Annotated in this window: 13 protein-coding genes; 8 read left to right on the forward strand and 5 right to left on the reverse strand. The window is 62.5% G+C overall.

Annotated elements, in window-relative coordinates; genetic code table 11:
* Nucleotides 1-135 precede the first annotated feature (135 nt).
* Together aceA and aceB are read right to left on the reverse strand one after the other, a co-directional pair.
* Nucleotides 136-1,419 carry an isocitrate lyase gene (aceA, locus tag ABD837_RS20660; RefSeq protein ID WP_345058396.1) on the reverse strand — a complete coding sequence of 428 codons (1,284 nt, stop codon included), beginning with the start codon at nucleotides 1,417-1,419 and terminating at the stop codon, nucleotides 136-138.
* Between the two features lie 195 nt (nucleotides 1,420-1,614).
* Nucleotides 1,615-3,240: a malate synthase A gene (aceB, locus tag ABD837_RS20665; RefSeq protein ID WP_345058398.1), complete on the reverse strand. Its 1,626-nt coding sequence runs from the start codon at nucleotides 3,238-3,240 to the stop codon at nucleotides 1,615-1,617.
* Nucleotides 3,241-3,504: 264 nt separating this feature from the next.
* Between aceB and ABD837_RS20670 the strand changes: the two genes are divergently transcribed.
* The 4 genes from ABD837_RS20670 (at nucleotide 3,505) to ABD837_RS20685 (ending at nucleotide 8,877) form a co-directional block, all read left to right on the forward strand.
* Entirely contained in the window at nucleotides 3,505-5,010 is a 1,506-nt protein-coding gene (locus ABD837_RS20670; protein WP_345058400.1) for a helix-turn-helix domain-containing protein, read from the forward strand.
* Nucleotides 5,010-6,047, forward strand: coding sequence for an endolytic transglycosylase MltG (gene mltG, locus ABD837_RS20675; RefSeq protein WP_345058402.1), 1,038 nt, complete (start codon nucleotides 5,010-5,012; stop codon nucleotides 6,045-6,047). The genes ABD837_RS20670 and mltG overlap by 1 nt, the downstream gene beginning before the upstream one ends.
* A 165-nt stretch (nucleotides 6,048-6,212) precedes the next feature.
* Nucleotides 6,213-7,457: an OmpP1/FadL family transporter gene (locus ABD837_RS20680; protein WP_345058404.1), complete on the forward strand. Its 1,245-nt coding sequence runs from the start codon at nucleotides 6,213-6,215 to the stop codon at nucleotides 7,455-7,457.
* 37 nt (nucleotides 7,458-7,494) lie between these two features.
* Nucleotides 7,495-8,877: a hypothetical protein gene (locus ABD837_RS20685; protein WP_345058406.1), complete on the forward strand. Its 1,383-nt coding sequence runs from the start codon at nucleotides 7,495-7,497 to the stop codon at nucleotides 8,875-8,877.
* Between the two features lie 83 nt (nucleotides 8,878-8,960).
* Here ABD837_RS20685 and ABD837_RS20690 read toward each other — a convergent pair whose 3' ends face one another.
* Nucleotides 8,961-10,475 (reverse strand): hypothetical protein, encoded by a 1,515-nt coding sequence (locus tag ABD837_RS20690; RefSeq protein ID WP_345058408.1) that lies wholly within the window; start codon nucleotides 10,473-10,475, stop codon nucleotides 8,961-8,963.
* Between the two features lie 76 nt (nucleotides 10,476-10,551).
* Here ABD837_RS20690 and dtd point away from each other — a divergent pair, with 76 nt between their 5' ends.
* Both dtd and ABD837_RS20700 read left to right on the forward strand, forming a co-directional pair.
* Nucleotides 10,552-10,998, forward strand: coding sequence for a D-aminoacyl-tRNA deacylase (gene dtd, locus ABD837_RS20695; RefSeq protein ID WP_345058410.1), 447 nt, complete (start codon nucleotides 10,552-10,554; stop codon nucleotides 10,996-10,998).
* 12 nt (nucleotides 10,999-11,010) lie between these two features.
* The gene (locus ABD837_RS20700; protein ID WP_345058412.1) at nucleotides 11,011-11,337 is read left to right on the forward strand and encodes a nucleotide pyrophosphohydrolase; all 327 of its coding nucleotides are present in this window, start codon (nucleotides 11,011-11,013) and stop codon (nucleotides 11,335-11,337) included.
* Nucleotides 11,338-11,436: 99 nt separating this feature from the next.
* Here the strand turns inward: ABD837_RS20700 and ABD837_RS20705 are convergent, their stop codons facing one another.
* Together ABD837_RS20705 and gcvT are read right to left on the reverse strand one after the other, a co-directional pair.
* Nucleotides 11,437-12,174: a 2-phosphosulfolactate phosphatase gene (locus ABD837_RS20705; protein ID WP_345058414.1), complete on the reverse strand. Its 738-nt coding sequence runs from the start codon at nucleotides 12,172-12,174 to the stop codon at nucleotides 11,437-11,439.
* 128 nt (nucleotides 12,175-12,302) lie between these two features.
* Nucleotides 12,303-13,406 (reverse strand): glycine cleavage system aminomethyltransferase GcvT, encoded by a 1,104-nt coding sequence (gcvT, locus tag ABD837_RS20710; RefSeq protein ID WP_345058416.1) that lies wholly within the window; start codon nucleotides 13,404-13,406, stop codon nucleotides 12,303-12,305.
* Nucleotides 13,407-13,748: 342 nt separating this feature from the next.
* On the opposite strand from gcvT, the gene ABD837_RS20715 reads away from it, so the two are divergent.
* Together ABD837_RS20715 and ABD837_RS20720 are read left to right on the forward strand one after the other, a co-directional pair.
* The gene (locus ABD837_RS20715; RefSeq protein WP_345058418.1) at nucleotides 13,749-14,147 is read left to right on the forward strand and encodes a hypothetical protein; all 399 of its coding nucleotides are present in this window, start codon (nucleotides 13,749-13,751) and stop codon (nucleotides 14,145-14,147) included.
* Nucleotides 14,122-14,319: a hypothetical protein gene (locus tag ABD837_RS20720; RefSeq protein ID WP_345058420.1), complete on the forward strand. Its 198-nt coding sequence runs from the start codon at nucleotides 14,122-14,124 to the stop codon at nucleotides 14,317-14,319. Before ABD837_RS20715 ends, ABD837_RS20720 begins: the two co-directional genes overlap by 26 nt.
* The last annotated feature ends 314 nt before the right edge of the window (nucleotides 14,320-14,633 follow it).

The raw sequence follows: 14,633 nt of genomic DNA on the forward strand, positions 1-14,633 counted from the left end.
TAAAAAGGAACGTCATGCTGAGCGCAGCCGAAGCATCTCTACCGAGAAAGTAACTAATTACTCTCGCGGTAGAGATGCTTCGGCTGCGCTCAGCATGACGCGCTGGCTTTGTACCAGTATTGCAGCTTTCTATCTCTAGAACTGCGCCTCCTCGGTGCTGCCGACCAGGGCGGCGGTGCTGGTCTGGTTGCTGGTTACCACGTTCTGCACGGCGTCGAAGTAGCCCGTGCCCACGAAGGATTGATGCTTCACGGCCTGGTAGCCGTCCTTGGCCAGGGCAAACTCGCGCTCCTGCAACTCCGAGTAGCCGGCCATACCGCGCTGGCGGTACGCCTGCGCCAGCTCAAACATGCTGGTGTTGAGGGCGTGGAAGCCCGCGAGGGTGATAAACTGGAACTTGTAGCCCATCGCGGCCAATTCCTCGCGGAAGGTTTCCATCTGCTCCACGCTCAGCTTTGAAGCCCAGTTGAAGGACGGCGAGCAATTGTAGGCCAGCAGCTTACCCGGGAATTGGGCATGAATGGCTTCGGCAAATTTGCGGGCGTCGCCTAGGTCGGGGTGCGAAGTTTCCATCCAGATAAGGTCGGCGTAGGGCGCGTAGGCCAGGCCGCGGGCAATGCCGGCCTCAATGCCGCAGCGGATGCGGTAAAAACCTTCGTTGGTACGCTCGGCTTCCTGCAGAATAAAGGGCTGGTCGCGCGGGTCTACATCGGCCGTGAGCAGGTCAGCGGCGTCGGCATCGGTGCGGGCCACTATCAGGGTGGGCACGCCCATTACATCGGCGGCCAGGCGAGCGGCCACGAGCTTGTTGATTGCCTCCTGCGTGGGCACCAATACTTTGCCGCCCAGGTGGCCGCACTTTTTGGCGGACGACAGCTGGTCTTCAAAATGCACGCCGGCGGCGCCGGCCTCAATCATCATCTTCATCAGTTCGAATGCGTTCAGGTTGCCGCCGAAGCCCGCCTCCGCATCGGCCACGATGGGCGCGAGGTAGTGCACGTCGCTCCGCCCGTCAAGGTGCTGAATCTGGTCGGCGCGCAGCAGTGCGTTGTTGATGCGGCGCACCACGGCTGGCACGCTGTCTACGGGGTACAGGCTTTGGTCGGGGTACATGTGGCCGGCGCCGTTTGCATCGGCCGCTACCTGCCAGCCGCTGAGGTAAATGGCCAGCAAGCCGGCCTGCACTTCCTGCACCGCCTGGTTGCCGGTGAGCGCGCCCAAGCCGGCCACGTACTCGCGGGTGTGCAGCAGGTCCCAGAGCCGCTCGGCCCCTTGGCGGGCCAGCGAGTACTCGATGTGTACGGAGCCCTGCAGCTTCACCACATCCTCGGGCGAGTAGGGGCGTTGGATGCCAATCCAGCGAGGGTTGTGGGCCCAGTCGAGGGCAATATCAGCGGCGCGTTGGGGTTGCGTTTTCATGGGGTTGAGTTTGAATAATGGTGGGTTGGGTTTAGGCAAAGAGGTGCCGGGCTACCTGTTGGGCAGCTTTTTTGAAACTTTCTTATTAGAGGTAGAGACGCAATACTTTGCGTCTGGTCATTGAACGGCTAGCGCTGGAAACACCTCCGAACGGCGCGGGCGACGAGACGCAAAATGTTGCGTCTCTACAATTCCCTACGCCAGTTGCTCGTAAGCTGGCAAGGTCAGGAATTCGATGAACTGCTCGCTCATCACCAGCTTATCAAAAAGCCGGGCTGCGTTCAGAAATTGGCCGTTCTCGTAAACCTCCTCCCCTACCTGTATTTTAATTTTCTCGAGCTGGCCGGGTACCAGCGAGCGGTACAGCTCCGTGGTAACCGGGCGGCCGTCGGCCAGCGTGGTGCCGGGCGTGTGCAGCCACTGCCACACCTGCGCGCGGCTGATTTCGGCGGTGGCAGCGTCTTCCATCAGGTTGTAGATGGGCACGCAGCCGTTACCGCCCAGCCACGAGGCCAGGTACTGAATGGCCACATCGATGTTCAGTTTCAGGCCGTCTTCGGTGATGTTACCTTCGGGAGCTTTCACCAAGTCAGCCGCCGTCACTTGCACGTCGGGGCGCTTGTTTTCGATTTGGTTGGGACCGGGCATGAGGCGATTGAAAACTTCTAGGGCCACCGGAACCAGGCCGGGGTGCGCCACCCAAGTGCCGTCGTGGCCGTTGGTAGCTTCGCGGATTTTATCCTGCCGCACTTTCTCCAGTGCAGCCTCGTTGGCGGCTAGGTCGTTTTTGATGGGAATTTGGGCAGCCATGCCGCCGATGGCGTGCACGCCCCGGCGGTGGCAGGTTTGCACCACCAGCGCCGAATAGGCCGCCATAAAGGGCACCGTCATGGTTACCTCGGCGCGGTTGGGCAGGCGGAACTGAGGGTTGAGCCCCAGGCGCTTGATGTAGCTGAAAATGTAGTCCCAACGGCCGCAGTTGAGGCCGGCGCTGTGCTCGCGCAGTTCGTAGAGGATTTCATTCAGCTCGAAAGCAGCCGGCAGGGTTTCAATCAATACCGTGGCTTTGATGACGCACTTGGGCTGCTTCATCGACCATTGGGCAAAGCCGAACACGTCATTCCAGAGCCGCGCCTCGAGGTGGCTTTCCAGCTTGGGCAGGTAGAAGTAGGGCGCGGTGCCCCGGGCGCAGAGCTCGTGGGCGTTGTGGAAATAATAGAGGCCAAAGTCGAGCAACGAAGCGCTGATTGGCTCACCATCAACCAGAATATGCTTTTCGACCAGGTGCCAGCCGCGTGGGCGCACCATGAGCACCGCGGTTTTCTCGTTCAGCCGGTACTCTTTGGAGGGCGTGCTGAGTGAGATGGTGCGGCGCACGGCATCGCGCAGGTTAATCTGGCCTTGGATGACGTTGTCCCAGGTTGGCGCGTTCGAGTCCTCCAAATCGGCCATGAACACGCTGGCCCCGGAGTTCAGCGCGTTGATAATCATCTTCCGCTCTACCGGACCGGTGATTTCGACGCGGCGGTCGAGCAGGTCTTCCGGCAGCGGGGCCACGGTCCAGTCCTGCTCGCGCAGGCGCTGGGTCTCGGGCAGGAAATCGGGCAGAATGCCAGCGGCAAAATCCGCCTGGCGCTCGGCGCGGCGGGCCAGCAGCGCCTGCCGGGTGTGGTCGAAGCGGCGGTGGAGCTCGGCCACGAAGGCCAGAGCCGAGGGCGTGAGGATTTCGGCAAAGGCCGGCGAGTAGGTGCCAATAACCTTTACCCGCTCGGGAGTGAGGTAGGTGGGCACGGGGGCAGGAGCAACGTCGGTGAAAGTCATAGAATCGAGGTATGGGTGGGACAAAGTGCTGATGTATTGATTTCCAACAGCTGCGTGCACTGCTAGCTGACAACTTGCACAAACATACGGAAGCGAATTTATAATTGTTAGCGAATTTTCGCTAAAACAATAAAATTTGCCAAGCTCCGTACCTTTGGCTGCGCAGTAGTGCATCTTCAAATGCCCTTCCTGTTCGTTTGCAGGCCGGTTCCAACGGTTTCTTCGCCCGCCAACCAGCCTTCCTAAAAATTTTAAAATCAATCGATGCTCAACCACGGCCAAGTCGTTCGCCTCATTTTTGGTCTGAAGCTGCGCGAGCTGCGACAGGAACGCAGCCTGAGCCCGGCCGAGCTGGCGCGGGTGTGCGACGTGTCGGTCAGCTACCTCAACGAGATTGAGAAGGGCAAGAAGTACCCCAAAGCCGACAAGATTCTGAGTTTGAGCAAGGCCCTCGACGTGCGCTACGACCAGCTTACCTCGCTGGAGCTGCCGCGTCGGCTCGAACCCATTGGCGAGCTGCTGAACTCTAAGATGCTGAAGGAGTTTCCCCTGGAAATGTACGGCCTGGAGCCGGCTCGCATCATCGAGCTGATTGCCAACGCCCCGGCCCGGATGAATGCCTTCATCAGCACCATTTTTGAGATTGCGCGCAACTACGAGATGCGCCAGGAGCACCTGTTTCTGGCCGCGCTGCGCTCGTTTCAGGAGATGCACGACAACTACTTCGAAGACCTGGAGCAGGACGTGCGCGCCTTCGTGGGCAGCCACCAACTGAGCACCGCGGCGCCCTTCGACCTCGGCCAGCTGGAGCGCGTGCTCACGGAAGAATACGGCTATACCATCGACCGGGAAACGCTGGGCCGCCACGCCGTAGCCACCCAGGCGCGGCTGCGAAGCGTGTTTCAGCCCAAAACCAGGCGCCTGCTACTGCGGCCGGGGCTGAGCCGGGGCCAGCAGGCCTTCGTACTGGGCCGCGAGGTAGCCTTCAACTACCTCAAGCTAACGGAGCGGCCCTACGTGAGCACCAGCCTGCAGGTGCGCTCGTTCGATGAAGTGCTGAACAACTTCAAGGCCTCCTACTTTGCCGGGGCGCTCCTGATGGAAGAGGAAAGCCTGTTGCGCGACGTAAAGAAGTTTTTCGGGGGCAAGAAGTGGCAGCCCGAACTACTGCTGAACCTGATGACGCAGTACGACGTGAGCCCCGAGATGTTTATGCAGCGCCTCACCACGCTGCTGCCGCGCCATTTTGGGCTGCAAAGCCTGTTCTTCCTGCGCTTCGACCAGACGGATGCGGCCGCGCCCTACGAGCTGACCAAGGAGCTGCACCTGGCCCGCCTGCACAACCCCCACGGCAACGAGCTGAACGAGCACTACTGCCGCCGCTGGGTGAGCCTGCGCCTGATACGCGAAGCCCGCGCCCTGCCCGTGCCCGACACGGCCGAAGCCCCCGTAACCGTAGCTGGCGCGCAAAAATCGCGCTACTTCGGCACCGACGACGAATACCTGTGCTTCACGCTGGCCCGCGCCGGCACCCCCACCCAGGTAGCCCTAAGCGTAACCGTGGGCCTGCGCTGCGACGACAACCTGCAAAAGCACGTCCGTTTCCTGGCCGACCCGGCCCTACCCTTCCGCATCGTGAACGAAACCTGCGAGCGCTGCCCAATTGCCGACTGCGAATCGCGCGCGGCGGCTCCCACCGAGATAGTGCGCCAAGCGGAGCGGGCAGCCTTTGAAGCCGCAGTGGAAGAGCTTGTTCAAGCCAAATTCTGATGCGCCGCAGCTTATTAATTGGAGGGATACTAATGGTGTCGCTGCTTGGGGCGGCCGGCTACACCGCGTGGCGCGTGCTGTACCAGCCCAACGTCGCCGCATTTCCTGAGGGGCCGGCCTACTTATATATCCGCACGGGTACGGGCTATGCGGCGGTGCTCGACTCGCTGCAGAAACACGAGCTGCTGCTGGAGCCAGCCACCTTCCGCTGGGTGGCCGAGCACCACGACTACCCGCCCCACGTGAAGCCCGGCCGCTATCGGCTCGACCCCGGCATGGGCAATGTAGACCTGGTGAAAATGCTGCTGCAGGGCCGGCAGGACACGGTAAAGCTCGAGCTCAAGCCCTTCCACTACCTCGACCAGCTGCCACGCCGGGTGTGCGGCCCGCTCGAAACCGACTCCTTCAAGCTGGAGCTTTTGCTCGGTGATAATGCCGGCCTGCTGGCCCGCTACCACCTCGATACCTGCACCATTCGCACCATGTTTATTCCCGGGCAGTACCGGCTGCTGTGGAACACGAGCGCGCCGGTTTTTCTGGATTCGGTGGCGGCCCGTTACCGGCGCTTCTGGAAGCCGGAGCGCCAGGCCCGAGCCGACTCTTTGAAGATGACGCGTGTGCAGGTGAGCGTGCTGGCTAGCATTGTGCAGCGCGAAACGGCCCAGCCGACGGATAAGCCCCTCATCGCCGCCGTGTACCTCAACCGCCTGCGCAACGGCCAGCCCCTGCAAGCCGACCCTACCCTGCTCTGGCCCCTGCACGGCCTGGGTACCCGCAAGCGCGTGCTGAACGTAGACAAAAAAGTGGATTCGCCCTACAATACCTACCGCCACAAGGGCCTGCCGCCCGGCCCCATTACCACGCCACTGCCTGGTTCCTTGCTGGCCGTGCTCAAGCCGGCGCACAACAAAAACCTGTTTTTCTGCGCCCGGCCCGATGGCAGCGGCTTCTCCGACTTTGCCGAAACTTACGCGCAGCACAAGCTGAACGCGCGCCGCTACCAGCACCGGCTCGACAGCCTGGGCGTGAAGCGGTAAAAACGGCATCAGGGCTATGAAAACCGTCTTTTGGCCACAGTTTCGCAGCTAATCGGCCACCGGAAATTACGCGTGCGGTTCCAATGGCATTTCCTTGCTAATCAGCAGCGATGCTAGCCAGCGTTTATGTACATTTGTTTCCCAATTTTCCGCCAAACCGTCCGTATGCGTCAACCTCTTCTTTTTCTGATTCCTGTCTTCTGTGGACTCACGGCTTCGGCCGGCGGATTTGATACCGGCCCGCAGGGGGCGCGGGTGCTGGGCCTGGGCGGGGCCAGCACGGCCTACATCAACAGCATTGCGGGCCTGAGCATGAACCCCGGCCTGCTGAGCCAGTGGGGCGACTCGCTCACGCGACTGAGCTTTGGCGGCATCGGCCAAATTCGGCGGGCCTCGTTTATTGGCCAGGACACCTACCTGCGCACCGACCAGGAGCTGGCCGTGCAGCCCGGCGGCTACTTCTACGGCACCCGCGCCCTGACCAAGCGCGTGACGCTGGGCCTGAGCCTGACCACGCCCTACGGCTACCACACCAAATGGCCCGACACCTGGGAAGGCCGCGCCGTGATTCAGGAAAGTCGCCTCAACACCTACTTCGTGCAGCCCACGGTGGCCTTTAAGCTGAATGAGAACTTCGGGGCCGGGGTGGGCCTCATTTACGCCTACGGCAAATACTCGCAGCGCCGCGCCCTGGGTCAGTACGACGACCCGTCGGCCAACGCCCAGCTCAGCGCCAGCGGTTCGGGCTACGGCGTGAGCGTGGGCCTGTATGGCCGCACCGGCGACAACCTGTCGTTCGGCATCAGCTACCGCACCGGCGTTAATCTCAAACTAAAAAACGGTAGCAGTACCTACGCTGGCGTGCCCTCCCGCGACGCAGCGCTGCTACCGGCCAGCACCGGCCTGGGCACCCAAATTAACCTACCCAACGTGGTGTCGGTGGGCATTGCCGACCGCATCAACAAGCAGCTGCTGCTCACCTTCGACTTCACCCTCACCGGCTGGAGCAACCTCGATTCGCTGAAGCTGGACCTCGCCGCCAACGGCGGCCAGCCCGCCCGCCGCGTGAACATCCCGCGCCGCTACGAAGACGCGATGACCTTCCGCATCGGTGCCGATTACCAGGTAAACCCGAAGCTCACCCTGCTGGCCGGCGTGCGCTACGACGAAACGCCCATTCGCGACGAGTATATCAACCCCGAGTTTATCGATGCCAACCGCTTGGGCGTATCAGCGGGCCTGTGCTACCAGCTCACTCGCCGCCTCAGCCTCGAAGGAGCCTACTCTTTTGAATACGGCCAGCAGCGCATTGCCCGCACCAACCCGCTCAGCGCGCAGGTAGCCAACATCAGCGGCAGCTACCAGATGGCGGTGCAAACGGCCTCGGTGGGCCTGGCGGCAGCTTTTTAACTAATCTTCTTCCTCGGTTCTTATTCGTTTTTTTATCATGATGAAGATGTATTCGCGGTCTATTGGAGCCTGGGCCCGATTGGGCACGGCAGGTGCGCTGCTGCTCACGGCCTGCGCCCCCAACCAGGACACGCCCACGCCCAGCACCGGCTTCGATACCAGCCGCTACGTGGCCGTGGGCGACAGCTACACGGCGGGCCTGAGCAACGGCGGCCTCACCCGCGCCAGCCAGGAGTATTCCTACCCGAACCTGTTGGCCCAACAGTTCAGCCGGGCCAATGCCAATGCGACGTTCACCCAGCCCTACCTGGAGCCGGGCACCGGCTCGGGCTACCTCTCGCTGGTCGACCTGCCCGCCAGCGGCCTGCCCGTGGTGCGCCGCATTGCCGGCCAGGCCGTGCTGCGCACCGTCATCAACCCCAATGCCTGCGGCGGGCCCGATACCATGCGGCTGCTCACGCGCAGTGCCACCGCCAACACGGTGCCGCAAAACCTGGGCGTACCCGGCCTGCTGCTAACCCAGATTGAGACCGCAGGCCTGGGCAACGCGACCAACGCCACGCCCAGCGGCGCATTCAACCCCTACTTCGAGCGCTTGCTACCCGTCACCGACAGCCGCACCTACCTGCAAACGGTGAGCACCGCTAGCGCGTCGGCCACGTTCTTCACCTACTTCATGGGGCTCGACAACCTGCTGCCCTACCTGCGCAGCGGTGGCGAATGCGGGATTGTTAGTGCTGCGGTGCTAAACGCCAATGCCCGTAAAATCCTGGCCGTGCTCGCTGCCAACGGACGCCCGGGCATTATTGCCCGCCTGCCGGCTCTTACTAATCTGCCGCTGCTGCGTCTGGGCCGCGGCTTGGCCCTGCAAAGTCGCCTGCAAGCAACCTTTGGCGACACGGCCCGCGTGTACATCAACGACAACGGCTTTGTTCAGGCCATCACCAACGACGATTACGTGCTGGCTACCGTGCTGCCCCGCCTGGGCCTGCGCACCCCCGTGGTGGTGAACGGGACCACGCTGCAGCTGCCCTACGGCCGCGACAGCCGCAACCCCGTGCGCGATGCTGACGTGATTGATAAAACCGAGCTCGCCCGAATTAACCTGGCGGTGAATGGGCACAACACCGACCTCGAAACCGTCGCCACCATTTACAAAATGCCCATTGGTCTAGACAACAAGCGCACACTCGATGCCAACGCCGCCTTCCCCAATTTTGTGGGCGAAACCATTCTCGTGAATGGCGTGACGTATTCGGCCGAACCCGTGCGGGGCAACTTCTTCTCGCTCGATTATTACAGCCTGACGCCGCGCGGCAACGCCCTGCTGGCCAACGCCTTCATTCAGGCCATTAATACCGCCTACCGCGCCAATATTCCGGCTATTGAAGCCAACAAGCTGCCCACTTCAGTGCAGTAGCCGCGTTTCCACGCAAAAGCCCCGGCTGTTGGCCGCTTCGCCCGAAGCAGCCCGCAGCCGGGGCTTTTGCGTTGCTGCCCGTGCTAGCGCAAGCGGTATAAGCGCAGCGGCAGGGTGTCGGCCGCCGCGGCCCGGCTGGCGGCCAGCGTTTCGCCGAAACTCAAGCCGGTGAACTCCGAATGCTCCAGAAACAACAGCGGCTGCTGCAGCGGTGGAGCGGGCCAGGCCGCTACCGGCTGCTGGCGGCGCAACGAGTCGAACCGAGCCACGCCGGCCACACGCCAGTAGCCATCGAGAAGCACGTATTGTATCCCCTGACGGCGCAGAGCAGCCAATTCCCGCTCGTCGGTGATGACCGTCAGAGTCTGCCCGGGGCCTAGGTAGAGCGCGAGGCCGTTGCCGACGGTACTGGCTACGTGGGTAGCACCGTGCTGCCGCAGCCACGCCGCCACGGCCGGGTAGCGCCCGGGCAGCGGAGCGTATAGTTGGGTTTGAATACGGTAAATATTCAGAGCTACTGTTGCCAGCAATGCTAGTGCCAGCACCGGGCGAGGCAGCAGGTGGCGGCCACTAAGCACTGCCAACGCAGCCAGCGGCAGGTAGGCCAGCAGCAGCCCGCGTGGCGCTTTTATGAGCAGCGACATGCCAGCCAGCAGGCAGCCGGCCCAAACCAGCAGATACGACAGCAGGGGCAGCGGCTGGCCCCGCCGTAGCTCGCCGCGCCGCCATTGGCTGGCTGCTACTACCAGGGCCGCGACCAGCCCCGCCAGCAGCAGCGGCGACTCGAACGTAGCCAGGTAACGGGGGTAATAGGCCAAATCCAGGTGCAAGGTGGCCTGCCGGCCGGCCACGTTGGCGGTAGCGGGCACCACCGTGCGCCAGTAAAAACCCAGCCAACGGTACCATGGCAGCCCCACGGCTACACCCAGCAGCCCGAACAGCACGTAGGGTGTGGCCAGCACCAGCAGCGCCCGGCCCCCGGCGCGCCGCCAGGTGCCATCGGCCTGCCACCATTCCAGCACAGCCAGAATGGGCAGTGCAAACAGGAATTTGTAGTTCAGACACAGGCCCAGCGCCAGCCAGCTGGCCACGCGCACTAGCCCAGTTCTACCTGGCTGTTGCAGCCGCGCAAAGTGGCTTCGTTGTAGCCCGGCGGCCACTATCAAGCTCACCGAGCTCATGGTAAAATCGCGACCTGAGAAGGTGAGCAGCAGGCTGGTGCCACCCAGCAACACCAGCCCGGCGGCTTCGGGGCCCGGCAGTCGGGCTTCCCGGGATACCCAGGCCGCAAACAGCCCCAGGCCCGCTACGCCCAGCAATGCGTTGATACCCTGGAAGACCATGAAATCCCGCGTCAGCAAGGCTACGGGAGCGAAGAGCAGCAAAAAACCCGGGCTGCCGTGATGAAACAGGTGCGCGAAGTTACCCTGGGCTAGCTCCTGCACCACCTGCCAGTTGCGCACCGAATCGAAGTCGGGTGGGCCGGCTTCGGGCAGCCGCCACAGGCGCAGAATAGCCACTGCCAGCAGCGCGCCCAGCAGCCACGCGGCGCGACGTAGGCGTTCAGGGGCGTTATTTGTGGGGGCAACGGCGGGCATAGGTCGGCGCGAAGGTCGGCGCGAAGGTCGGCAGCCGTTCCCAACATTCCCTCGTTCTTTTTCCTCCTTCCCTCCTATGCGCCTCGTTATTCAGCGCGTTCGCGAAGCCTCCGTTACGGTCGACGAGCAGGTTACCGGCCAGATTGGCCCGGGCCTGTTGGTGCTGGCCGGCTTCGCCCCAACCGATAATACCGCCTCCCTCACCTGGATGTGCCGCAAGCTGGTGCAGCTACGCATTTTCGGGGATGAAAACGGCCAGATGAACCGCAGCGTCCAGGACATCGGCGGCCAGGTGCTGGTGGTGAGCCAGTTCACGCTGCTGGCCGATGCGCGCAAGGGCAACCGCCCCAGCTACATTGGGGCCGCCCCACCCGCCGTGGCCGAGCCGCTGTATGAGCAATTTGTGGCCCTAGTGGCCGCCGAGCTGGGCCAGCCTGTGCCCACCGGCATTTTCGGAGCCGACATGCAGGTGCGCCTGCACAACGACGGCCCCGTGACCATTGTGCTCGATTCGCCCGCTTAAAGCCTACCTACTATGACCATCGAAGAAGCCCAGAAAACCGTTGATACCTGGATAACCACCACCGGCGTCCGCTATTTCAACGAGCTGACCAACATGGCCATGCTCACGGAAGAAGTGGGCGAAGTGGCGCGCATCATCGCGCGCCAGTACGGCGAGCAGTCGTTCAAGGAGTCGGACAAAGGCCGGGAGCTCGGCGACGAGCTAGCCGACGTGCTGTTCGTCCTCATCTGCCTGGCCAATCAAACCGGCGTCGACCTCACCGAAGCCATGACCCGCAACCTGGCCAAGAAGACCCAGCGCGACAGCCAGCGCCACCAGAATAACGAGAAGCTGAAGTAACCCTTCGCGTTGTCATCCTGAGCTTGCGAAGGACCTTATCACATTTGCGCCGATTGAATTAACGCAAGCCTCTTCAACGTGATAAGGTCCTTCGCAAACTCAGGATGACACATGTTTCAGACCCATTACCAGTCGGTCATCGCGCCACACAGGCAGCACGTCGGCGTAGGAATCAATCTGCAGGCAGAAGTCAAAGTCCTGGCTGGCTTCCAGTGAATTGAGCCGGCGCACGTGCGCCGACTGCAGCAGGTAGGCCGGCAAATCAGCTTGGCCCTGCTCCCACAGGTGCAGCGCAGCCAGTGTTGCATCAGAGCTGCGCACATCGAAGTCTGCGCTTAGCCGCGCGGCTAGTGCGCCACCGAAAACGGTATCCTCGAGGCAGAAGTGGCCTTTCCAGCCGGCACACACCACCAGCACATCGCGCTGCTGCTGCCGGGCAAAGTCGGCCACGGCGGCCAGGTTCAGGAATGACCCCACCACGATTTCGGCCGCCGCCAGTGAGCGGCGCAGCGCCGCCGTGCCATTGGTCGTGCTGATGGTGAGGGCCCGACCACGCACTGGATTGGCCTTATCCAAAAAGCCGAAGGGCGAGTTGCCCAGGTCGAAACCGGCGGCGGGCAGGCCGTCGCGCTCGGCGGCCGTCAGGCAGCCGTGCTGCTGGCCGTAAGCGGTGCATTCCTCCAACGAAGCCACCGGGAACACGTGGGTTACGCCCTCGCCCAGCGCCGTGACGATGGTGCTCGAAGCGCGCAGAATGTCCACGATAACGGCTACCTGGCCGCGTAAATCATACAGCGGCAGCAGCTCGGGCGAAAAGCAAATATCTAGTTTGGGCATGTAGCGCGCAGCCTTGGCTGCGTGTTTCGCCGCACAGCAGCGAGTTGGATATGAGCTTATTCGAATCTGGAAACGGCGCGGCTCCGCCTTCGCCACGGCGCGGCGAAACACGCAGCAAAGGCTGCGCGCTACTCTTCCGTGCCCTTTGTCAGCGGCAGCTTGCTCACGGTAGCAGGCAGGTTCTTACCGCGAATCTGCACGAAAACGGACGTACCGGGGGTTGCAAACTCGGTTCTCACGTAGCCCATCCCAATGCCCTTGCTGAGCGAGGGCGACTGCGTGCCGCTGGTAACGTCGCCTATTTTCTGGCCGTCGGCGTCCACCAGCTCGTAGTGGCCGCGCGGGATGCCGGGGCCGTCCATCACGAAGGCCACCAGCTTCTTGCTCACGCCGGCCTCCTTCTGCTTCTTGATGTTTTCGGAGTTGGTGAACTCCTTGGTGAACTTGGTAATCCAACCCAATCCGGCTTCCAGCGGCGAAGTCGTGTCGTCGATGTCGTTGCCGTAGAGGCAGTAGCCCATTTCGAGGCGCAGGGTATCGCGGGCTCCCAAACCGATGGGCTTGATGCCGTACGGCTGGCCGGCGAGCATGATTTTATCCCAGACCATGGCCGCGCTCTCGTTCGGAATGTAGAGCTCGAAACCACCCGCGCCAGTGTAGCCGGTAGCTGAAATGATGACGTCGGGGGCGCCGGCGAAGGTGCCCTGCACGAAGGAGTAGTACGGAATGCTGCTTAGGTCCACGTCGGTCAGCGACTGTAGGGCGGCCTGGGCTTTCGGGCCCTGCACGGCAAACAGGCTGGTGCGGTCCGAGATGTCCTCCATCTCCACGCCCTGCGTGTTGTGGTGCTGAATCCAGTTCCAGTCTTTTTCGATGTTGGAGGCATTCACCACCAGCAGGTAGTCCTCATCGGCCAGCTTGTACACCAGCAAGTCGTCCACGATGCCGCCGTCGTGGTTGGGCAGGCACGAATACTGGGCTTTGCCGTCGGCCAGCTTGCTGGCGTCGTTGCTCGTCACGCGCTGGATGAGGTCGAGGGCCTGGGGGCCGCGCAGGCGAAACTCGCCCATGTGCGACACGTCAAACATGCCCACGGCGCGGCGCACGGTGTGGTGCTCGTCGAGGTCGGAGGAATAGCGCACCGGCATGTCGTAGCCAGCAAAAGGCACCATTTTGGCACCCAGTTCGCGGTGCTTGCTATCGAGGGTAACGGTTTTCAGGGAAACGGACATGTGGAGGGAGTGCTGGGATAACGGGTGGGCGGGATGACGAATTGCGGTGCAAAGGTGGGGGCAAAAAACAAAAGCTGCTTCTATGCTGAGCGGCTTTTCAGGAACGCAGAAGCTGCTGCTGGGGAATAAACAGGCTCTGCAACGACAACGTGGGGCTTTTTGGGTTGGCATGCGCCCGGCGCACCCATCGAAACACCGTTACAAGCAGCGCACAGGAACCATTAGAGGATTTCGCCGGCTCGGCCCCAGGCCCGATACTAATGTCCGAAGCTGGCCGTTAGGCGGTTGAAGCGTGGCTTGACGGCCAGGTGTTTATCTACCCTAACCCCCATTTTCAAGTGTATGGCTAATGTCAAAAACAACATCGTGACCCAGGGGCTGAGCGGCATGCTCGGCGGGCAGCTGGTATTCCGGCAAACCAGCCGGGGCACCGTGGTCGGCGTGAACCCGCAGGCGCCCAGCGGGCCACCCTCGGCTGGGCAGCTGGCCCAGCGCGAGCGGTTTCAACAGGCGGTTATCTACGCCAAAGGCCAGGCCCAGGACCCGGCCGTGCAAGCCGAGTACGCCGAGCAAGCCAAGGCGGAGGACATCAGCGTGTACAACGTGCTGCTGCGCGACTTCATGCAGGCCCCCAACATCGCCGACGTGGACCTGAGCCAATACACCGGCCAGGTGGGCGAGCTGATTGCCATCACGGCCAACGACGACCAACGCGGTGAAGGCCGTGACGGTGAAGATTGAGAACAGCGACGGCAGCCTGGTGGAGCAGGGCCCCGCCGTGCAGCAGGCCGACCCTAACCGCTGGCACTACCTCAGCACCAAGCGCAACACGTCGCTGGCTGGCGACAAAATCACGGTGACGGCTACCGACAACCCCGGCCACGAGGCGGTGAAGACGCGCACCCTGGCATAGTTCAACTTCGGGCGGGGGCGGCCCGGTGCGGCCCCGAACGAACGCAGAACGAACCCCGAACGAACAAAGGGCCTACCCAGCGCGAGCCCACCAGCCGGGCGCGGGCTTCGGAAAGTCCTGTTTCGGGGATGACTGCCCCTGGCTTAGAACCAGGGGAAGCAACGCAAAGAAGCCCCGGCTACCACAGCAGCCTTGTCCTTACCCAAAACGCTTTGCCTGCCTGCTGGCGGCACTTGACCGGTCCGGTCCGACCGCCCTAGACGGTCGGACCGGTTGAAGAACCCCCGGTTTCGCTCCGTCAACAACCGGTCGGA

This window comes from Hymenobacter glaciei, assembly GCF_039539585.1.
GTDB lineage: Bacteria > Bacteroidota > Bacteroidia > Cytophagales > Hymenobacteraceae > Hymenobacter > Hymenobacter glaciei.